At 37.8% G+C, this 21,221-nt stretch carries 16 protein-coding genes; 7 read left to right on the forward strand and 9 right to left on the reverse strand.

All coding sequences use genetic code 11. The annotated features are described in order from the left end of the window. Positions 1-11: 11 nt before the first annotated feature. Complete coding sequence (locus FXV77_RS09525; protein ID WP_148919002.1) at positions 12-662, reverse strand: DUF1281 family ferredoxin-like fold protein; 651 nt, start codon at positions 660-662, stop codon at positions 12-14. A 421-nt stretch (positions 663-1,083) separates the two neighbouring features. On the opposite strand from FXV77_RS09525, the gene dndC reads away from it, so the two are divergent. The 6 genes from dndC to FXV77_RS09555 all read left to right on the forward strand — a co-directional run bounded on the left by dndC (position 1,084) and on the right by FXV77_RS09555 (position 6,967). Further along, a complete protein-coding gene (gene dndC / locus FXV77_RS09530; RefSeq protein WP_187444081.1) occupies positions 1,084-2,448 on the forward strand; it encodes a DNA phosphorothioation system sulfurtransferase DndC in 1,365 nt (454 codons plus the stop codon). Between the two features lie 8 nt (positions 2,449-2,456). Continuing rightward, complete coding sequence (gene dndD, locus FXV77_RS09535) at positions 2,457-4,544, forward strand: DNA sulfur modification protein DndD (protein ID WP_148919003.1); 2,088 nt, start codon at positions 2,457-2,459, stop codon at positions 4,542-4,544. Continuing rightward, complete coding sequence (locus FXV77_RS09540; protein WP_148919004.1) at positions 4,528-4,917, forward strand: DndE family protein; 390 nt, start codon at positions 4,528-4,530, stop codon at positions 4,915-4,917. The genes dndD and FXV77_RS09540 overlap by 17 nt, the downstream gene beginning before the upstream one ends. Before the next feature lie 120 nt (positions 4,918-5,037). After that, complete coding sequence (locus FXV77_RS09545; protein ID WP_148919005.1) at positions 5,038-5,316, forward strand: transposase; 279 nt, start codon at positions 5,038-5,040, stop codon at positions 5,314-5,316. After that, positions 5,313-6,164: an IS3 family transposase gene (locus FXV77_RS09550; protein ID WP_148919006.1), complete on the forward strand. Its 852-nt coding sequence runs from the start codon at positions 5,313-5,315 to the stop codon at positions 6,162-6,164. The genes FXV77_RS09545 and FXV77_RS09550 overlap by 4 nt, the downstream gene beginning before the upstream one ends. 23 nt (positions 6,165-6,187) lie before the next feature. Further along, positions 6,188-6,967, forward strand: coding sequence for a restriction endonuclease (locus tag FXV77_RS09555; protein WP_148919007.1), 780 nt, complete (start codon positions 6,188-6,190; stop codon positions 6,965-6,967). A 16-nt stretch (positions 6,968-6,983) separates the two neighbouring features. Here FXV77_RS09555 and FXV77_RS09560 read toward each other — a convergent pair whose 3' ends face one another. The 8 genes from FXV77_RS09560 to FXV77_RS09595 all read right to left on the reverse strand — a co-directional run bounded on the left by FXV77_RS09560 (position 6,984) and on the right by FXV77_RS09595 (position 19,682). Next, positions 6,984-8,219, reverse strand: coding sequence for a DGQHR domain-containing protein (locus FXV77_RS09560; RefSeq protein ID WP_148919008.1), 1,236 nt, complete (start codon positions 8,217-8,219; stop codon positions 6,984-6,986). A gap of 2 nt (positions 8,220-8,221) precedes the next feature. Then, positions 8,222-8,854, reverse strand: a complete 633-nt coding sequence (locus tag FXV77_RS09565; protein WP_148919009.1) for a hypothetical protein — start codon at positions 8,852-8,854, stop codon at positions 8,222-8,224. A gap of 13 nt (positions 8,855-8,867) precedes the next feature. Next, positions 8,868-14,024 (reverse strand): DNA phosphorothioation-dependent restriction protein DptH, encoded by a 5,157-nt coding sequence (dptH, locus tag FXV77_RS09570; RefSeq protein WP_148919010.1) that lies wholly within the window; start codon positions 14,022-14,024, stop codon positions 8,868-8,870. Continuing rightward, positions 13,996-15,468, reverse strand: a complete 1,473-nt coding sequence (gene dptG / locus FXV77_RS09575; protein WP_148919011.1) for a DNA phosphorothioation-dependent restriction protein DptG — start codon at positions 15,466-15,468, stop codon at positions 13,996-13,998. The genes dptH and dptG overlap by 29 nt, the downstream gene beginning before the upstream one ends. After that, positions 15,465-17,198, reverse strand: a complete 1,734-nt coding sequence (gene dptF / locus FXV77_RS09580) for a DNA phosphorothioation-dependent restriction protein DptF (RefSeq protein ID WP_148919012.1) — start codon at positions 17,196-17,198, stop codon at positions 15,465-15,467. Before dptF ends, dptG begins: the two co-directional genes overlap by 4 nt. A 68-nt stretch (positions 17,199-17,266) precedes the next feature. Next, positions 17,267-18,649 (reverse strand): PIN-like domain-containing protein, encoded by a 1,383-nt coding sequence (locus FXV77_RS09585; protein ID WP_148919013.1) that lies wholly within the window; start codon positions 18,647-18,649, stop codon positions 17,267-17,269. Between the two features lie 15 nt (positions 18,650-18,664). Next, positions 18,665-19,009 carry a hypothetical protein gene (locus tag FXV77_RS09590; RefSeq protein ID WP_148919014.1) on the reverse strand — a complete coding sequence of 115 codons (345 nt, stop codon included), beginning with the start codon at positions 19,007-19,009 and terminating at the stop codon, positions 18,665-18,667. A gap of 46 nt (positions 19,010-19,055) precedes the next feature. Continuing rightward, on the reverse strand, positions 19,056-19,682 hold the full coding sequence (locus FXV77_RS09595) for a helix-turn-helix domain-containing protein (RefSeq protein WP_148919015.1): 627 nt from the start codon (positions 19,680-19,682) through the stop codon (positions 19,056-19,058). Positions 19,683-20,561: 879 nt separating this feature from the next. Here FXV77_RS09595 and FXV77_RS09600 point away from each other — a divergent pair. Beyond that, positions 20,562-21,044: a hypothetical protein gene (locus FXV77_RS09600; protein ID WP_148919016.1), complete on the forward strand. Its 483-nt coding sequence runs from the start codon at positions 20,562-20,564 to the stop codon at positions 21,042-21,044. Positions 21,045-21,221: the final 177 nt, after the last annotated feature.

The following is a 21,221-nucleotide window of genomic DNA, read 5'->3' on the forward strand; positions in this document are numbered from 1 at the left end:
AATTCGTCGTCCTACCTATCAACAAAGCTATAGTACTGCTCATAATCGTGTAGCAATTTGTCTTTTATCGCAATCGGAGCATAAAGAAGTAACTCTGAATCCGAAAACTCCGCAACGTCTTCGAATTGTTCAAAATCCTCCATTGCGGTATTTTGATAACGGTCTGGTTCAAGTGCCGCCAAGGCTTCCCAATAGTTATCATATTCACGTTCGCGTAGCGAGCCATCTGTATTGAAGAAAGCGCGCCCCAGGTAGTTGCACCCTTCTTCATAATCATATTCGGCTCGTAGGCTGAATTTTTTACATAAGATGCTTATCAGGCCATGAATCGGTAACCACGGCGATTCTCCCGTGAGGATTAGCTGGCCGCAAGTCGCTAGACTATCTGTGTCGGTAGGAATGCTGTGCAAGACGTTGACTCGGTTTCCTTCGCCACTATTGTATTCTAGGATACAGACCTCAAAATTTCGCGCGCCAAATACAGCTATCAGGTCATCGTTCACCTGTGATAGGCTTAGGCGTTTTAAGTCAAGGCGACTTGTATCGTCATGTGCGTGTTGCTTAATGGATTCGTTGATAAACTTTATTAGTCCATAAAGGCTCTCGGCAGTCCCGTCAAAAATAATGTGATTATAACAGTAGTTAGCCATGTCAATTCTCATATTGGTTTGGTTAAAAGCAAAAGACACGCCCTGGGACGCTGTTCTGATGGGTAGCGTGGCGTGTACTGTTCTTGCAAAGTTAAATGAAATATTATAGAATGCAAATAGTGGCGCAATGATAGTTTGTGTGCTAATTGTTTGATTTTTAATCTATAGTCTTATTTCTTGTTTCATAATAAGAGAATACAAAAAACCAAACTATTTTTGTGCAGGACCATGCTTTCCAACGTCCGAAAATGTACAAGATCGCTGTAAGCTAATCGGCTAAGATCAAATTCAGAGAGATATTTGTTGAAAAAAGCTGTCAGTGTCTATAACTTTTTAATTGATCATGTTAAGGTAATAGTCGTATTTTTCCTATTTTTAACGATAATAAATAGCTAATTTTGAATAAAAATTATTTTCATCTCTATAGGGTAGTATGTACACAATAAAAAGCAAAAGAATAGAAGCTATTATCGATGATATTATAGATCAGTACGCTTACGCTGATAGATCAGATAAACCTTGGATTATCGGATTTAGTGGTGGAAAAGATTCTACGGTTGTACTTACATTAGTTTGGATAGCGTTATTGCGAATTAGAGAAAAAATGCCATATCCATTCCAGTTACGGAGAAAGGTCTATGTAGTTTGTAATGATACTATGGTTGAAAATCCGATTATAGCTTTTTATGTGGAAGGAGTTTTAAAGAAGATAGAAGCCGAAGCGAGAAACCAGGATCTTCCAATTTTTGTGAAGAAGACCACTCCAAAGTTAGAAGAAACATTTTGGATTAATGTCATTGGCAAGGGGTATCCTGTTCCTAATAATTCATTTCGCTGGTGCACCGATAAGTTGAAAATTAAACCAACATCTAACTTTCTGTTAGAGCAAATAGACGAAATGGGAGAGGCCATTGTACTTCTTGGTACAAGATATGACGAGAGTGCAACGCGCGAACGTTCTATCAGAAGACATGAGGTCACTGGAAGACGATTATCCAAACACCAAACGTCGCCAAATACGTATACCTACGCGCCGATTAAAGAATTGATGCTAGAAGAGGTATGGTATATTATTAACGCGGTACCTTCTCCATGGGGATTCGACAATAATGTGTTGTTCCAAATTTATGCTGACGCCAGTTCAGATGATTACGAGTGCCCAACAGTGGTGACGGACAAAAATCATACTTCATGTGGGCAGAGCCGATTCGGTTGTTGGACGTGTACTGTAGTTAAGAACGATAAATCCATGACTTCTTTAGTCAATAATGGCCGTGATTGGATGCAGCCTCTTTTGGATTTTAGAAACTGGTTGGTTGAGGAAAGAAACCTTCCGGAAAATAGGATGGATCAACGTAGAAATGGAATGAAAGCCGTTAACGAGGACGGCGAAAACAACGGAACATATACAGCCGGCTACAGATATAAAATATTAAAGCGATTGCTTGAGGTTCAGAAAGAGATTCAAAAAGAAAGACCTGATGTCACGCTCATTAACAATCAAGAATTAATAGCTATTCAGGTGATATGGAATCGCGATATGTATTTTGACCATACCGTGGGTGAGTTATATCGGACAATCTATGATCGAGATTTCAGTACAAATAATATTAAGTCATTAGATAATACCGAGAAACGCATTATGCGTGAAGTGTGTGAGGATGATATGAAATACTTTAACCTCATTGATAATCTCATATCGTTACAAGAGACTAAAACTTTGCTCATTAGTAAATATGGTCTGCATAATGACATAGAAAATAGGATAGAAAAGTTCGCGAAAGAAACAGCGGAATAAATTGTAACATGAAGATTAGAAGAATCAAATTCCATAATTTCAGAATTTACAAGGGAGAAAACCAAGTCCAATTCAATCCCTCATCTGAAAAGAACATCAGTATCATTGCGGGCAGAAATGGTTTTGGTAAAACCACTTTTCTCACTTCACTTATCTGGGTGTTTTATGGAAAGATGATGGCAGAGGTTGAAGAAAAATATAGAAGAGATATTAAGAATGCCGGAGGATATGAGAAGTTTTTGATTACATTATTAAATCGCGACGTGAAGGCAGCATTCGAGAATGATCCTGCTTTGTCTGCTAAATTCTCTGTAGAAATTGATATTGAGAATCTATCGATACCCTCAATTCCTTGTAACTCGGTTACTATCAGAAGATCCTATGATTTGGCTACAGAGTCAGAAAGTCTCATCGTTTTAATTGATGGTTTAGAAAACGAGTTAACAAAAGAGGTAGGCTATGAAGTTTTTATAAATGATTTTATACTACCTAGGGAAATTGCCAAATTCTTTTTCTTTGACGCAGAGAAGATCGTCACACTAGCTGAAGCCAAATCGAAAGCTGAGCTGAAAAATTTAAGCCGTGCGTATGCTGAAGTTTTAGGGATTAAGAAATACGAAGATTTAAAAAAGAATCTCGAAACCCTCCTGATAAAACTTCGTCGTAATGGTGCTAAGCCAGACGAAGAGAAGAAGTTAAAAGAATTACTTGATAAGGAGCAAGAGATAAATTCTTTGGTAGCGCATAATTTAGAAGAGCAATTACACGTAAAGGAAGAGTTCTTAAAGCTAACGTTGCTGTCTGATGCGTTGCAAGAAAAGTTGATTCGCGAGGGTAATGGTATAACTTTAGAGGAATTAAAAGAGCTTAAAGAAGAGCATGCTGAACTCCGAAATATTGGTGATGGCATTCGGTCTAGGTTAAAGAAAATGTTTGATCTTGTACCATTGGTGATGGCAGGGAAAAAACTGATTGAACTGGATAGGCAACTAGATATAGAAAAACAGGCCTCTACAGATTATTATGTGAGTCCGGCACAATTGGATGACTTCCAGAGGAAGTTTATCGAAAGACTGAGGTTACTCGAAATTCCCAATGAAAAAAGTGAAAGTATTGGCAACCTATTCAAACAAGTTTTGACGGAGGGAATAGGACATAAAGAGGGGGATAAAGCTGAGATACTGTTAGACTATAGCCCCGAACAATATCGAGAGTTCAAAGCAATTCTATTCAATATTCAGAATGGTTTTAAGAGCCAGTTTACCAATATTGTACAAGAGGATAAAAACAACCGCCTGGCTATATCTAGAGTTTATTACAAGCTTAAGCAAGCGGAGGCTAGAAAAGACAATCCTTTGGCTCAAAAACTTCGAGAGGATAAAGAAAAGATAGATCAACGCATATTTCAGTTGGCTACTGACAAAGGTAAGCTTGAAGAAGAGTCGAATAACCTTGAAATACAGTTGGCTGTCAATCATAGGGTGCTTTCCGAATATGAAAAGAAGTTTGAACTGATTGATGCTGATCGAGCCAAGAGTGAGGTCACACAACAGCTCTTGGCTCGGATCAACCTGATTATACAGCGAATCAAGGAAGACAAAAAATATTCTTTGCAAAAATCGATTCTGTTAGGTTTACGAAGGATCATGCATAAGAATGATTTCGTCAAAGATGTTAAGGTTAATGTCGAAGGCGATGTGATGGATATTGATTTGCTGGATAAGAATGGTCATGTTATTGATAAAGAATCGCTATCCAAGGGCGAGCAGCAACTTTATGCAACGGCTTTATTAAAAGCACTGGTGGACGAATCTGGTATCCAGTTCCCAGTATTTATTGACAGTCCTCTACAGAAATTCGATAAATTTCACTCGCAGAACATCATCAAGGAGTTTTACCCGACTATCTCTGACCAGGTTGTACTATTCCCATTACTCGAAAAAGAACTGTCCGAGATCGAATATGACAGTTTGAAAGAGAATGTAAATAATGTGTATGTTATTGACAATATGGAGGGGTATTCACAGTTTAGGGCAGTGCCGGTAGATAAATTGTTTAACGAAATAGAAAGTGAGCAGCATGTTTACGCAGGTTAAGACGAGCAAAGAAAATAAAGATGTGGTGGCACAGCTTACTCGTAAGCTGAACCTTGGTACAGAAAATATCATAGCCCGAATGGCCTACACTTATTCCTTGTCAATGGATCGTAAGTTAGATTTAAACGAACTCGCTGATTCAGGCGGAAAGGAATATTCTCGATCGGTTTTGTTTGGAGATCATTACGATGTCTATATCGGTATGTTATGTGTGCATTATGGTATCTATAAGACGGATAAGGATTTGGCTAAATATGTGAAACTTCATTTGGACGATGGTTTATACCTTATCAATGACGAATTTCAGAAAGTTAATAATATCGATGGATTTGATTTTCTTGTAGAATTAACTGAAAAAGGTATTAATTTATGATAAGTATAAGTGCAAGTCATAAGAAGAAATATACAATTAAGGAGGCGATTTTTAAAGTTCTCAATATCATACTACCCAAATACTGGACAACTGCCTAAATGTTTAAATTAGCAGTAGAAAATGAAAAAAGAACGCAGGAAATTCAGTGCCAGCTTTAAGGCGAAGGTAGCCATAGAAGCTATCAAGGAACAGCAGACCATTCAGGAAGTAGCCGTTAAATACGAGTTGCACCCGACCCAGATCAACACCTGGAAGCGGGAATTTCTGGATAATGCTGAATCGGTTTTTACGACAGAAAAAAGCCCGATAAAGGATGACTCCAAAGAGAAAGAGCTTTATTCCAAGATCGGGGAACTACAGATACAGGTTGATTTCTTAAAAAAAGTATTGGGCAAATGAGTCTTGACGAGAAACGCGGGCTTGTTTGCCCTTCCTATAAGAAAATGAGCGTTTACAGGCAGTGCAAAGTTATGGAGTTGCCCCGGAGCAGTTATTATTTTAAACCCAAGGGAGAATCTCTGTTCAACCTGCAGGTTATGAATGCCATAGACCGTAAGTTTCTGGACTGTCCCTTTTACGGGGTAGAGCGGATGACGGACTATTTGAGGCAGGATCTGGGCTATTTCGTTGGGCAGAAGCGGGTTCGCAGGCTGTATAAGCTCATGAACCTGAAAACCATACATCCAAAAAAGAATCTGAGCAAAGCAAACAAGGCAGACTATAAATTTCCTTACCTGCTCAGGAACCTTAAGATCGAAAGGCCTGCTCAGGTATGGCAGGCGGATATCACTTACATCCCCATGTTCAAGGGCTTTATGTATATGTTTGCTATCATCGATGTATATAGCCGAAAGATAATGGGCTGGGACGTATCCAATACAATGAATGCTGAATGGTGCAGGGATGTACTGGTAGATACTATCCAAAGGCATGGTAAGCCCGAGATATTCAATACCGATCAGGGGTCCCAGTTTACATCTGAAGTTTTTGTGAAAGCCTTGCAGAAAAATGAGGTAAAAATATCAATGGACGGCAAAGGTAGGGCGCTGGACAATATCTACATTGAAAGATTCTGGGGATCGCTAAAAAGGGAGAAGATCTATCTCAATCCACCCAATGGTGGGGTTGACCTGTACATACAGGTGAAGGATTATGTGCACTTCTACAACACCGAGAGAAGGCACAAGTCATTAGGACGGATAACACCAGATGAAAAGTTCTATCAGGAAATTAAAAATGTATCGTAATTATATCTTAGTTTAGTAAAAAGTTGTCCAGCAAACAGGGAGTATCATACAATGATAGAAATGAACCGTTGGGAGTTAAGGAGATTTATCTGCAAATAGTTGAGAAAAACCTATATGTTTTTAAAGCGGAAGATCCGGAGCATATTGTTAGAACGGTTCTTAGAAGACATAGTGAGAATATTAATGTTAAGTCTTCTAGTAAAACGAAATATTTTATCTTCTTAAAGGACGGTACATTTTGGTTCAAGGACAAATCGTATCAGGAGAATAATCATAAAGAAAAGAAACCTGAGAAGGAAATGCTTCCATATAAGGAAATCACCGAACTTCAAAAGAAATTTAATGTAATTTTTAAAAAGAATCTTCTAAAGCAACTAGGCAGTGTTGATCCTGAGGATTTTGAAGATTTTTGCAGAAAGCTATTAGTGGTATATGGATTTCGAAATGTTAAAGTAACTAGGAAAACTAGGGATGGTGGTATTGATGGCTATGGTGAGCTAAAGATTGGAATTGCTACGATGGAGGTTGCGTTTGAATGCAAGCGATGGGCTCAGACCGTTGGTCGCCCCAAGGTTAGCCAATTTAGGGGAGATATACAAGGTAAGTTTCAGCAAGGCATATTTTTTACTACTTCAAATTTTTCTAAAGAAGCAAAGGATGCATCACTTCAAATGGGCGCAGTTCCCATTATATTAGTCGATGGACACGGAATTGTTGAACTAATGATGGAGAAAGAGTTTGGCGTAGAAAAAATTGAATTGCCAATTTATTCAAATGCATTGGATCTTATTTTTCAAAAATAAATTATTCAAATCACAATCATTCATATCCTAGTAGTCTTCTGTATTCGTGGAAATCATTTTTGTTTTTTATTTCGTCTATGGTCATTAACCCCATATTGATTAGTAAGACGTTTTTCATTCTAGTTTTGCCAATGCCAGAGAACTGAAAAAACTGGTCAGTAAAATCAATCTTATCCACGTTAAAAAAATATTTTATTAACTCATTTTGGAAGTAATCAATGCTTATATTTTTATCCGTATCAAGTTGATGCAAGATCTTTTTCAATACAACGAATTGGACTTGAACTCCTACAGTTTTGAATAAAATTGTTCCTTCTTTATATAATGCATTGTAGCTGGCCTTAAAGAAATTTATAAGTATAGTATAAATGAGCAAATCATTATTTTCAATATAATATTTTCTTAATGGCGCACTACTTTTTATTGCAGATAAAACAGATCTAAACCTATGATCATGGGAGACCATTTGAAGTGTGTCACGATCTCGTTTAGCGTTAGTGGTTATCAAGGATAAGATTCCTTCTACCATTGCAGAAGTGGAAATTGCCCAATCAATAGGCGTAGAGTCTGACAGTTTACTTAATATTTCATCATTATTCGCGGCTAATAAAATATGGCCTTTAAATATCGAATGCTCATCAGTGTTCAATTTTCTACTTAAAAATACAGCTAATTTTTCAGGTGACCATTTATTAGATTCTTCTTCGCTTAAGTCATATCCGTACAAATCGTAAGCTAAACTTTTATTTACTTTACGCTGATTCATATTTATGGTAGCAAATATATAGGCTTGATATGGATTTGGTAAATCTAAATATAGTGTGCAAAGTAACTCATATTTCTTTTGTTCATCATTACTGAGGTGTTTGAAGCTAAACAGACGATGTTGACCATCTATAACAGCTCCATTTATTTTTAATTCAGGTATTATTAGATAGTCGTCAGTACATCCCCCAATATTCTGTTTTTCAACTCTCCATTGATCTGTTTCCTCGAAATTCTTTGTATTTCCTGCAATAATTATTGAATTTGGCAAAGCGCTTTCTGTACTTTTTAGAAAATTTGCGATTTCTTTTCCTCTGTCTTCGTCAAATTTTCTCTGGACACCGTCGTTTTCAAATATGTTATTTTCCAGACTCAGATAATATGGTTCTGTATCAACCAATTGCCTTAAATCGAATGCTGATATTTTAAAGACATAAAACGTTCCTAATGGTTGGTTAACTTCTATAACTCTGTATTTCAATGACATGATTAATCTACTTTAAAATCTGTAATATTGCCAGAAAGCGTCGCTCCTTCCTCTCTTCCTCCATTCGGGTTTTCAGGTCCAGAATTATTCGTTCTTTCCTTACCTAAAGTATTGAAAGGATTAAACCTGTCATGGAGTATTTTGTTTCTGACACTTGAAATCCACCAAATGAAATAAGAAAATAGCAGGCATATTATAGATAGAATAATCTTAATTATATTTTCTGCTATAAAATTATTAACTATTATCCATATAACAAACGTGACGATTAGGCTACCTAAGCCAAATATTCTTATACTTTTTTTAATGCTTTCTATCCGTAATTCGTCAGTCTCAGCTGATTCACCCCTCACTGTTTTTTTTGTTATAAATATTAAGTCTATTACTGAGGCTGTAACTAGAGACAAACTTATATTGGTAACATTGAAAGAAAAGTTTTTAACCTTGATGTCGTCAAAGCCACAAAACCAACACCATTGCATCTCAATTATATCTTTTAATACGCCAAAGGTTCCGACTAAAACGATAACGATGAGAAAATAGAGCACATAACTGGGATTTGCCCAGGGGTCTTTACGCCTTTTCTTCAAAAAGGACTTCATTAACTTCCAGTTATTAGTTTTTTCTATGTTCATTGATGTACTATTCTTATAACTCCCAAAACGCTTTATCCCTTATGACCAAAGGTTCCGAACCCGCAAGGTTCACTACGCTTTGGTGTTTTTCAAGACTTTTAATCGTTTTGAGGAGGTTTTCTTTTTGTATTCTGTTATCTAATGCGAAAAGAGACTCTATCTCTTTCATCTTTATTTCGTTCACACGGTGAATTACCCAAGTCAAAATGTAATTTGAGTATTCATTTTCTCCGGTTGCGAAGTGATTAAGAAATTGGGTAGAAAGGACGGTGCCGACACCAAATTCGCGACCTTCTTTTAGTATCTTCTTCAATGACTGGAAGTTTTTTCCAAGAAAGTTATCAGCTTCATCGACTAAGATTATTTTCCGTAATTGGCGTAAATTCCCTTCGATTGAGCTATGTCCATGTCGTTGCATCTGTGTGTAGAATGCATCAAGGGTAATGGCGACTATAAGGTTTTGAATGGATTCATCATAACCTGATAAATTGATAACGACTACACCATCTATCAATGAGTATAGAGATTGCGTCTTGGCAGGATCTGATTCGAAGATTTCGAAATCCGACAGGTTCGAAATAGCTGCATACAAACTGTCATGAGCGATATTCGGATCATCTAAGTAAATATCGCATACATCGCCTAAGGTAGGAGAGGGCTTAGACCATGTATCTCTCTTCGCCCTTTCTATACCCTTACTTTCGTAAGCGGCAACGATGATATCGCGTAACTTCTGCTTCTGAACGTTTCCGAGGTTGAAGGCGTTTGCAATAGTTTCCTTGATGTCGTTTGCCGTATGCAATGGAAGCATAGGCTTGGATCTAGCAGTTGCGTCTAGGGCCAAAGGGTTGTAAGGTAACTGATGCGGTTCATACACTTTTGCATTCGTTGGGATAACGAAATCGTCCTTTACATAATCACCTTTGTAATCAAAGATCAAGATACCCAACCTCTCATTGCCGGGATTTTGATCTGCATTTTTCTGCATTTGCGCTATGAGGGATTTAGTAAATTGTGTTTTCCCTGTTCCCATGGTTCCGATAATACCGGTATTGGTGTGCATTACCTTATCCGTGTTATTCGGTTCCCAAATCACCGGTGTCTGCTTGTTAAGATCGGTGCCGAAAAGAATCTTCATTCCAGTTGCGTGAGCGATTTTTTCTGTCTTTATTAGGTACGAATTAGGAGCCGTGGTATTGTTGGTTGTACTCGGTTCATCAGCCTGCACTCTTTTTATAACATCTGAATCCTGATTAGCAATGTTGTCTATATTGTAAGTTGATGCAAGTAACCTCGATGTATCTATCGTGGTCTTGGAATGGTGAAACAAGTCTATGAGATGATCGACTGATTTAACAAGGAAATCATAACCATCTTGTTCCAGAAGTGTAATTTCCATGCAGTTGTCCAATACTTTTAATGTACGAGTTATAGCACCCTTTCCAAAATAGATCAAGCCGAAATCCCCAATGAAAGGACTGAGACTGTTCGAAATGGTGAATTCGTTATTTAAGAGTTGAGCTCGATAATCGTTTGTAATTGTATCCCAATCCTGACTTTCCCATATTTGAAATAGCTTCATTTTTTCGACACTGGTTAACACCAGTTTAGCAAAGAAGTTTTTGTAAAACTCCGCAACAAAACCATCTTCAGACAAATGTTCGAATATCAATTCAGCAGTTTTGGCACCTTGTATTTTCCCCTTTTTAACAATGTTTGATCCGCCGGCTTTTAGTTCGACCGGATAAAAGTGCATTGACAACTCGTTATTATTCATCTCCAATCCTATCATCAATAAATCGTCACTGTATGACCCGATGCCCCCTAAGTTTTTTGTAGAAAACAAGCCTTCCTCTTTCGTGAGGCCAACATTTCCGGATACACGCAAAATCTCTTCGAGCGATATAGGCACCCAGATGATATCGGGGGTATAAAGAAACGCGAGCGCCGTTTTTACCCCAGACAGTAAACTGAGTTTTTCCTTAGGGAAGTGGCTACGTTGACGTACTAGGCCCAGTAGCCAATCTCCATTAATAGCATTAAAGAAATTAATAATCGGGATAGTATCTGTACTGGCATTGTAGGCGACGTTGTGACGGGAAAGAAATTCCCTCACCACAAAAGCGTATTGCTCCGTCTTCCTACTGACTGTAATCGCATCGTAACCACTGGAGTTTGTATACTGATCACTGTAATGGACGATTACCAAGTCCGTATTGTCCTTGAAGAAGTCTAGATCTACTCGAGGATCTATGTAAGTCACCCAGTGTGAATTAGCATATAATCGCTCCAGCTCTGTGCGGAGCGTATAGCTGATGGTCGTACAGAGTGCTTTACTGGAATCATAAGGGTCGTCATTTGAAGCGACTTTGGCAAAGGAGTTATAACGCATGGCCAGATCCGTCAATGTATTCATCTGTTTGGGTAGGAACTTTGTGCCAAAACCTGTGCGATAAGTATTTTGGTGCGCAACAAATGAAACGTCTGAAAGTAATCCACGCAATGATAAGCCTGTTTTTACATCACTGATATTATTAAATGAAAAGTTGGACTGTTGTGTGTCGAATTGATAAAATGTGATGTGAGCGTATTCGAAGTTGTTATTGTCTTTTGGAAATGCACGGGAATAGAACTTTACTTTATCAAAAAAAGCATTGAGCAAGTCTTCTTTGTCAAATGCATTCGTTTTTAGATTGATTCCGAGTTGCTCTTCAATTTCATTGATCGATGTATAGAATGCCAATTCTTCGAATTTATTGACTAGATTTTCTGAACCGTAGATGAAAACTTCGATCGGTATGAGATCCATCAGACGCTTATCCTTATTGTAGTTTAGTTCCGTACGATAGAATTCAAAAATCCCGTGAAGCACTTCTTTACAATCCCCTTGGTTGATGATATTGATTCTGACAGGAGACTGTGTGGACTGATCAAATAAAATACTGTAGTTGTTTTTAAAATCTTTTAACTTCGTCGCAATCAGATCAGAAATATAGCTTTTTGCGATTCCCTGCTTTGTGTCGGAGTATATGGAATAATATGTCCACTCCGGCGAGTGCGCTGATTCAGCGGGGATATAAATTTCTTTCGATTTTCCTTGTATGTAGGGTAATAGATTACTTGGTGTTAGTCTTTTTAGAGTGGCATTATAGCACTTCGTATCATGATCCAAAACCTCATTCACTTGTAATTGATAGGCCACATTGAGTGGATGGTATGGACTAAGTTTTATTCTTTTTGTCCCAGAGCTTTCACGTAGCACACCCAGCTGGAAAACGTTTTTTTGTTCTACTGTTAGCGGTTGACTTTCGTCGAAATTAGAAATGTATTCTAACACGTTTTGTACATAGTAAGCTGCGATCTTCTGTTCCGCATCCGTCAAATATGCGAGACTTGGTTGAGCTTTCTTTTTCCGAAAGATTGCGCGAAATTCATCAAAAGCGTGCTGGATGTTTTGCGGTAGGTCTAAAGGAAGTTCTGAAATAGATCCGTTACTATTCTCTATCCAGCTGTAGGCGTCACTTTTTGTGATAAGATCTTCAATAACAAGGTTCTTTCTAAAATCGCCACTTACTGTCCTTTCCTGTTGATCTATTTTAAGTTGAATTTTTATAACTTCCTCTTCTTGTTTATAGCGGAAATCCGATTTATTAATCCGTTTTTCCTTCCACACGTCTAAACCAGTTATCGGACGAGGTGGCTCGAAATCAGGTTTAATATGGATCGGGATTTCTGTATCTTCAATCGTTATGTTGAAATAGATCTCCTCTTCTGGTATATTGTAATAATCACAAAATAGTTTTAGTCCAACTTCTTCAGAGATATTATAATTCTTTCCATACTCCAGTTGATCTTCTGTTAATGTCTGTGCACCTTCGTTGAATACCAACGTATTGTCATCTTGCACGGATAACGCAGGTTCGGTAGTGCTAGACTTTAATAAGAAAATCGTCTCAAATTGTGCCAAGTAATAAGACTCGAAATGTACGTGTAAAAGTCTAAACGTATATTTTTTTCCTGAGTCCGGATCTTTATATTCTACAAGATGAAAAGGGCTTGTATCGTTATCGCTCCCCAAAAATGTAATAATGAGGTTGAATCCACTTGTTTGGACATTCAATGCCTTTCCTCTATACGCTATGCCTTGGTTTTTTGTGCGCTGATCGAACTTTATTTCTAATGAAATATTTTCACGTTGTTCTGGGTTAAACAGGATACAATTATATTGTCTTTTTTTTGCCGTTGTAGATCCATCTGTCCGTTTCCACAGCGTGACATCATCTGTATTGCAGGATACCGAAACTATTTCGGGTGCAACCTTATTTTTTTCGAACTCTAGCCATTTAGAGATATCAGTATAATCTGTGTTTTTCCAGTCGCCTTTGACGAATTTTGAGTATTGGTTATCGGGCAGACGTTCCTTTAGCTCTATCTCCGGGTCGCCGTTTAGAAAAATACTTTCTATCTCTCCAAATAAGTTATAATTTCTCTGAATATCCTCTTCTATCTTATTTCCTTTAGAGGCCAGTTCTTCGTGTGGAAAAAGCCCTAACTTTCTGAAATCCTCCGTATCTATTCTTCCTTTGGACAGGATGCTTACGACAGATTCGTAATCAAAGATAGAGTTGTTGTCTTCTAATACGCTTTTTGTTTTGAATTTGAGAACGGATTTCAAGATCTCCTTTTCGTGTGTTTCTAACGAGCTACTTTCATCAATGTCACGCGAGACACGGTCTCGGAAACTGAGGTAATGCAGGGGCATTCCATCTTTCTCTAAGTTGCCGCTTCCGCCCGATATACTTTCCAGTTTCTGGCTGTAGAGAATAAATAATGCTGTATTCTCGAAACCCGCTGATTGGTCTGAAATACAATTTCTGAGCATGGTGAAGTAATCTTCAGTTGCATTTTCGCTCGATGCTACCAATACTTTTGTTTGACCGATTTGGATGGTAAATGATTCGAAAGTATCACTACCCTCTGGATGTTTGTAGGCAAATTGGTGGGTACGTAATGGATCTTCTTTACGAAGTGCCTCATACAACTGTCTAACATTAGATTTTTCTTCCATGTACAGGTTATACCGCTCACCGGGTTGAATTTCTTGGATGGTCAAGAATTCAACAATCAATTGGGATATATACTTATAAAGAGGATTTAATGTACTGTGCATCACCGCTATCACTTTTTTTCTCAATTAAATTAATTCGTTCAAATAACTTGACGATCTCCAATTTCGAAGTCTCGTCAAATGCTAGCCCACGTTCCTGAAGTTTGGTCCAGTAATCCTTCAAACGTATTTTTTGTTGCTCTCCAACACATAGTTTGGTTAGGAATAATAGTAATTCTTGCGTGAGTACGAATTTAGGGCCTAAACGGCCACCTGACTTCGTGAAATTTTCTTTGGCGAATGTGCTAATCCATAAGGCATAGTCTCTATATGGCTTTTTCCGTTTTCCATTTTCAAACTGGTATCGGATGGTGTACCAGAGAGAATAAATTAGTTTCGTTATTTCCTCGTCAAACTTTCTGTTTTCAAGCGATGCTTCTAACTGCGCTTGACATTCACCCCAGTTTGCCGGAGGAATGAGTGTTTTCACTTCTACTTTGTAGAAATCCAGCAGTTCCGTCAGACAATTTTTAAATGCATCTTTTTCTTCATCTTCGAAAGCGTTGTAGCGAAATGATATCTCATCATAATCACCCAAAATCTCATCATCTACACGAATATAATTGATCAATTCAAGTGTATTCGCGTGGGCAAACACCCGATCGTATTGTTTGGAAAGTTCTTGCCATCCCGGTTTGTGTAAGCCCATTCTAGATTCCGAAAGATTTTCCCATTCCAGAGAAAAATATATTGGTTTAATCGTGTAGGTTTCCCTTCCAAATTCATGGAGTTTTAATACGAGTTGGGAGAAATAGAAGAAGTAATAGTATTTAAAAAATTGTTCAAAGTTCTGTAAAAAATATTCTTTATTGTCTAGCAGAAAATTAAAATCCTTCTGAAATATGCTGACGACAGCAGGAATCATGTTCTTAAAGACACGCTTATCCCGTTCACTCTCTTTTCTTTCGGTTTGAGCGGGTAAGGACTCCGATATGAGTTGATTTAATATATTATCATTCCCCTTGCTCGATAGTAAACTCTTGAATCGATCGTTCCCCTCAATAAACACATCCGATATGAATATTGGGATATCTTTGATGGCTGCCTTAGTCGTGATGAAATTCATATAGGAGATCACGTTAAAGTCGTATTTGAAAAGCCCATCTTCAGTATCAAAATAGAGCTTGGATAAAATGTCCTCCAGATGAAGACTTTCATTCGTGTCGACTTTTTGTAAGGCGTTTCGCAGTATAGTGCTTTTAAGATCTGCTTTATATGAAACATTATCTTTTGGCTTGTGCATATCTTTTTTCTGCGAAAGTCTGATTACATCTCCCATTATCCCTTGAAAAGAAGAGAAATCCGCTTTAAAGATATGGCCACCCGGTTGTGTTTTAAAAGGAAAAATATTGACCTGATACCCCGTATGGTGTTGAAATGCGTTCTGTTTTAATGAACGGCTCTTCAAGCCCGACTTCCCTTCCAACCGCAATTCGATTTTTCTCATGATACACGTTCAAATTTGTAACCGCCAAATGCATTCTTTGTCAGTTTGTAATCGACAGGTTTTCCTACATTCACTTCGTCAATGTATAAGGTATTTTGTGTAATTTCTTGTGTGACCTCATTGATGAAATAAACAAAGTAGATGAAATTGTTATTATCTTTTTTGTTTGGCCTATAACCATTACGAATCATTAGTAATGTTCTGAATAGACTAAAGTCGATGGCTATTTGGATCGTTTTGTCAATAGTGGTTGGAGAAACATAACGTACCACAAATTCTTGGACAAATTGGTGTAAAACTGCATTCCCTCCTTCATTTGGAATAACAGGCTGCGGTTGCAGTGAAAAGTCTTTAAAGACACGATACTTCGTCTGTCGTCTACCTGTCCGCAAAATAACTTTATCTCCATTTTTAGGGTCGCCATACCATTTCTTTGTTGCGTTCTCGACTAGTTCATATAATTTCCCTAAATAACTTACGTCCCCCCGGTTAAAATGATACAACCAGGTCATATACTTTAGAAATATGTCTTTTTCTGGTGATCTTCCGTTTTGAAAAAAAAGTAGCCTAACAAAATACTTGGAAATGACATCTTTATTAATTTGTTGTATATTAATTTGATGTACGACATTGCCATATAGCTCTGTGTTGATATCCTGTGCAAAAAGATCGATAGGATTATCAGCACTTTGTAACTTTAGTAGTTTTTCGTCGGTTTCTGAGTCTCTAATATTACACGGATCGAGTTCGGAGAGCCTGCTGAAAATATTCGATAGATCAGCATGTTCAAATATGTAGTTCGGAATAAGAGCACTGACAAACTCTTTTTCCGAGAGCTGTTGAACTGTCGTTTTTTGTTCAGTTTCGCTCGTGGAAGACAGCTGTATTGGTACGATTAGATCATGGATGAAGTTGAGTAGCGAGCGAACAGACACGATTTCTTTGTTTTGCGCTATAGCCTGGATAAGAAGTTGGGTAATTAGCTTTCTATTTTCGGTATTTAACAGGAACTCATAATTGTATTTGACCGGGCATTTTACAAATTCCGGCTGATCCTTAATTTTTGTATACGCTTCGTAGATGATATTGCTACTCTCGGGGGCTACTATTTTATCCAACAATTCACTTATGGTCGTAGAAATCGGTCCGTCATCTGTCAACGAATATAAGTGGAAGTCAGTAAAGTTAATTTGTCGAAAGTTAATACTCTCTTTGGTAACATTTGCGCTTACCTTTGCGTTATCCAAGATGGATTGATCTTCCACAAATGCCCATAGTTTTTGGAATTCAGCTCCATGTACCTCTAGAAATTTACTCAATGTACCCAGATTGATGGCGAGTATTATTTTATCTGTTGACGATTTGATATTCTCGTCTTTAAATCCGTTTAAAACTTTATACAAGGTATCATTCGATGTTTCATTTGGGTTGTGTGATTCGGTAGCATCGTTGTGTATCACAAACTTTCCCATTTCATCTGGAATGACACCATGGAGGTAGGAGAGGATATGTGATTTTCCATCCCCCACATTTCCACATACTAATACCAATTGTGCATTTTCCCGTTTGCTACTCTCAACGATGATATGCTTCAGTTGGCTCTCTACTTCCCGCTCGATATGCAGGTACTTCTTAAAATCATCCAAATCGTATTTCCCTCCTTGCGCAATGGCAAAGCGAGAGGACTCTTTGAGCTTTTGTAACTCGGTTATTAGTGGATGTGTGTTCATTTACTACTGTTTCTTAATTCAAAATACTGTTAGAATAAAACTATTTGATATTTAATCATTAGATGTTTTTATTCGTTTACAGCCTTATTTTCACATTTATAACACATATGGTCCCCTGTAAAATCTGTAAATTCGATCTCATTACCGCAACCTCGACAATGGATTTCATCTTTTACTATCCTAATTTCATACCCTTCTCCGTCTTTAATTCGCGCATAACTATGGTCGAAATAGTATCTTATTCCACAGCCACATATAATGATAGGAGAATCGGCAGAAGTTGGTAATGTCTCGTGGCAATTTTGACAAATTATGTGAAATTCTCCGCACCACGCACATTCAGCGGTTTGAACAGTTGTTATATGTTCTCGCTTTTGATTCTCAATCTGACCAGCAAAGTCAAACTTTAATTGGTCAGGATCTTCAATAACAACGTTTTCGTTTTCTATATCCTCAGGTTCATAAATATTCAAGTAATTTACGAGTGGATAATCCTCTCCAGGATCGCAGACTTGGCAGTATAATCTTTTGTCTTCAATATCGTCGAAGTCCCTTTTGTATATTTCGAATTCATCGGCGAAGCGAACGCTTCTAACTTCTTGGATCACTTCTTTGGCAGTCTTCTGCGCAAGATTTTTATTAGCCAATTCAAGAAATAGGTCAGCTTGATATATATTGATTCTTTTTTTAGTCTCATCCCGGAACTCCTTAATCAGCTCGGGCCTTGGGCTAATTGTTTTTCCGTTGAATTTATACCACCAATCTTCTTTTAAGTCGTCAGTAACGAGGATTATAGAGCTGTCAATTTCTTTTGCTTTTTCTATAACTTGTTTCCAAACGATAATATCTCCATATAGTGAACGATTGCCTTGATTCTGCTTTTCCCTCATATCCATATATCCAGGAGGGATCTTGTCGTCATATCTTTTTTTGCCGTCTCGATATAATTGCTCCAGACTCGCTGTAGGAAGATCATCGCCAACTTTTCCCTCTAATAGAACAGTTAGCTTTTCCAAAATAGGATCAACAGCTAGATAATCTGGGTGTTGCCTTTCCAAATTGTCCAAATCACTGCTTATCGAATAAAAAGCCTGTTCAATTTGTTTTTTTAGCTTGTTCGACTGCAAGTAGGTGTGCTTTTTAAAACTATTAAGTTCAGCATCTATCTCACCTTTTTTCTTGTTCAAAGTGTCTCGAATTCGCTTATATGCATTTCTTTGTGCATTTATAACCAACAGCCTGTTTTTTTGATATTCAAAAGCCGTTTGATAGGTAATCCAAATGCGGTCACCTATTTGTTCTAGTAAATTGAAGAAAGCATCTCTGACACTAGGTGAATAACGATATAAGTTCAGCAAAACATTAGTGTCAAAGCAAAAAATGTCCTTTTCCCAATGATCTTTTAGATCCTCATCACTTAACTTATAATACTCACTAAATCTATTTCGCATAAATCAATATTTGTATCATCCCAACTTTATTATCTCAATAAACTCCCTATCCTCACTCCACCCAAGTTGATGGTGAAAAAATACAAAAGCAGTTTCCTCAGCCACAGTAGCAGCCATTAGCTCTCCAATCTTTACTTCGCCTGCGGTATTAAATAACTCTAAAGCCTTCTGTTCAACAGTAGTTTTTGTTAAAATCTCTTCGGTGCCTCGGTCTTTCCTCCATATAATTATTCTGTCATCCAAAACATCAACGAGTGTATACTTTGCTCCTCTTTTCGGTGAATGCCAAACGGCCTTAGCTATTTTAGCCTTCTCAGCATTCCTCTTTATTATCTCCCAAGCTTCTTCTGGTTTGAACATGATTTTCTATCAATTGGTTAACTACTACTTTGGTTAATGACTCTATTTAATCAGCATTCTCCAACCACTCAACATAAGCCTCAGCGTCCTCTTTCCTTGCGAAGCGAGCCACAAAGTGGTCTTCGCCCAAACTTTCGTTTACTACCAGATATTCAAAATATGGCTTGCCTTCTTGGGGTAACGCTTTACAAATAAAAATTGACTCATCTAGGCGTTCTTTATCTTCGATGTCTTTATAATACTTATCGATGAAAACCGGATCAGTGAGAATTGTTTCAGAGATCTTTTTACGGAAGTTTTCTATGAAGTCCCACAATGCGGACTGAAGCTCCGGATTATACGTTTTTTTAGTTTTACCGTCCTTGGTCACAGTTACATATAACCCCATTTTTTCTTCGTTTGTCAATCGCTTATATTCAGCTACTAATGCTGATATTAGGCCTGTATCTTTACGTTTGGTATTGTTTATTAATTTGTAATTATCTAACTCTAAAAGCTCTGCAATTTTCTCAATGTTTTCTAAATTAGGTTGAGTAATATTATTGGTCCAATTGGTTAGAGTGCCTTTATGGATGTCTAAACATAGTCCCAAAACTCTAGAGGACATCTCTTTTTCAACTAGTGCTGTTTGTATATAATTGAGTTTTTTGTTGTCACTTCCAGTTTCTTCCATACTTTTGTATTAAAAGTTCACATTTAATTGTGAACTATTGTTTTTGTTTTGTATATTTGTATTGTGTTCGAGGTTTTGAAATCTTGATTCACGTAAGAGTTCCGTCAACGAAAACGGCGAAATTTTCAATTGACACGGAACCGTAGGGATAGCTTTTCCCCAAACTTTTGTACATTTGTACGAAAGGAGGGGTGGCTCCCTATCGGAAGCTGTGTCAAGCGCTCTTCGCCGTGCGCCGTTGACAGTGGAAGATAGGGAGCCTTCTCTTTAATTAGACTTTCTATCTTTCGGGAGCTCGTTATCGTAAACTTTAAAAAATTATGAAAACGAGTAATTTAACCACCACGCAAAACCACCCAGACCACTTCACAGAAGTGCGTCATCGGTTTTCCCATTCACTACTGTATAAGAACGTAAAACGCGCACCACAATAGCGTGACCGACAAACAGACTGAAAAGGAGAGGGGAGTAAACCTTTGGGCGTAGACCGAAAAGGTCTTCTATGAGATGCTTTGCATCCCGTTCAAAAGCACAACAGCCTTCTCAGACGTTTCGTCTGCAAACCGACCTTGAATACCAAAACACGCGTTTGCAAAGGTCAATAGTCGGTCAATTATTTTGATTTCACACTCTAAAATTATGGACTTTTCTGTTGCCTTCCAAATTTAATTCCCGTAAAACCGGAATATTGTTTCTCGATAATTCAGTTTAGGTCGGTTTTTCCTAGCAATGCGACATATGAAAACCGTTTAACCTGTATGAAAAGTTGACCGTTCGCATTGATTTTTTTTCAATTATTTATTCACCTGGAAGCGGAGCGTAGTCTTCGGGCGGTAGCACACCTTGAGCTACGCACCCTTCCTTAATTGCTAAAAAGAAATGCGAAAATTACGCAAAGGGGAGAGCTATGGCTTTACGGATCAGCCAGAGACCGCCTCATCTACTACAATTGAAGAGCAGATTGCTCAGTTCAAAACTGTCTATCTCAATCATGATCGGGTAGCGAAGTACAACCATCTTCTTCACGTTATAGCGAAGAAGTTCCGTTTTACGGACTTTGCAGATTACCGCCCAAGTTGGGTTATCGATAGGTTTTGGTCCAAGTATAACTTGAATGATACGGATCGGTTTAATTTATTTGATCTGGTGCTTCTGGCACAGGGAGCCGTCCGGCACGGAAGTCAAGAGGCCAAGGCACTGGATAGTTTCCTAAAAGACTTTCTGTCCTACATGGTTGCTAGCTATACGGTACACTATAGGAACCGATCGTACCGTGCCATCGGTGATTATATGTCGCAAGAACAGGTAGACGATATTAAAGAAGGAGTGAGGATAGATTTTGTTGGTCGTTTTCGGGGTTAAGGTGATGAAGAACTATTTGTTTTATAGTAATTCAGAGCCTAGGGTTATTGAATTGCCACTTGTCGTATTGATGATATGTTTTTCAAGTAATTTACCTTTCATTATGGATTTGAAGAACATAAGAATCCTTTGTTTGGGATTCTTATGTGTTTCGTTGAAGAGTTTGTTTTTTAAGGC

This window comes from Sphingobacterium phlebotomi, from assembly GCF_008180195.1.
Classification (GTDB): domain Bacteria; phylum Bacteroidota; class Bacteroidia; order Sphingobacteriales; family Sphingobacteriaceae; genus Sphingobacterium; species Sphingobacterium phlebotomi.

Coding starts and splice junctions, on each gene's coding strand:
- FXV77_RS09600 (WP_148919016.1), top strand. CDS start 20,562: ATGCGAAAATTACGCAAAGGGGAGAGCTATGGCTTTACGGATCAGCCA.
- FXV77_RS09545 (WP_148919005.1), top strand. CDS start 5,038: ATGAAAAAAGAACGCAGGAAATTCAGTGCCAGCTTTAAGGCGAAGGTA.
- dptF (WP_148919012.1), bottom strand. CDS start 17,198: ATGAACACACATCCACTAATAACCGAGTTACAAAAGCTCAAAGAGTCC.
- FXV77_RS09525 (WP_148919002.1), bottom strand. CDS start 662: ATGAGAATTGACATGGCTAACTACTGTTATAATCACATTATTTTTGAC.
- FXV77_RS09550 (WP_148919006.1), top strand. CDS start 5,313: ATGAGTCTTGACGAGAAACGCGGGCTTGTTTGCCCTTCCTATAAGAAA.
- dptG (WP_148919011.1), bottom strand. CDS start 15,468: ATGAGAAAAATCGAATTGCGGTTGGAAGGGAAGTCGGGCTTGAAGAGC.
- FXV77_RS09540 (WP_148919004.1), top strand. CDS start 4,528: ATGTTTACGCAGGTTAAGACGAGCAAAGAAAATAAAGATGTGGTGGCA.
- FXV77_RS09585 (WP_148919013.1), bottom strand. CDS start 18,649: ATGCGAAATAGATTTAGTGAGTATTATAAGTTAAGTGATGAGGATCTA.
- FXV77_RS09565 (WP_148919009.1), bottom strand. CDS start 8,854: ATGAACATAGAAAAAACTAATAACTGGAAGTTAATGAAGTCCTTTTTG.
- FXV77_RS09590 (WP_148919014.1), bottom strand. CDS start 19,009: ATGTTCAAACCAGAAGAAGCTTGGGAGATAATAAAGAGGAATGCTGAG.
- dptH (WP_148919010.1), bottom strand. CDS start 14,024: ATGCACAGTACATTAAATCCTCTTTATAAGTATATATCCCAATTGATT.
- FXV77_RS09560 (WP_148919008.1), bottom strand. CDS start 8,219: ATGTCATTGAAATACAGAGTTATAGAAGTTAACCAACCATTAGGAACG.
- FXV77_RS09595 (WP_148919015.1), bottom strand. CDS start 19,682: ATGGAAGAAACTGGAAGTGACAACAAAAAACTCAATTATATACAAACA.
- dndC (WP_187444081.1), top strand. CDS start 1,084: ATGTACACAATAAAAAGCAAAAGAATAGAAGCTATTATCGATGATATT.
- dndD (WP_148919003.1), top strand. CDS start 2,457: ATGAAGATTAGAAGAATCAAATTCCATAATTTCAGAATTTACAAGGGA.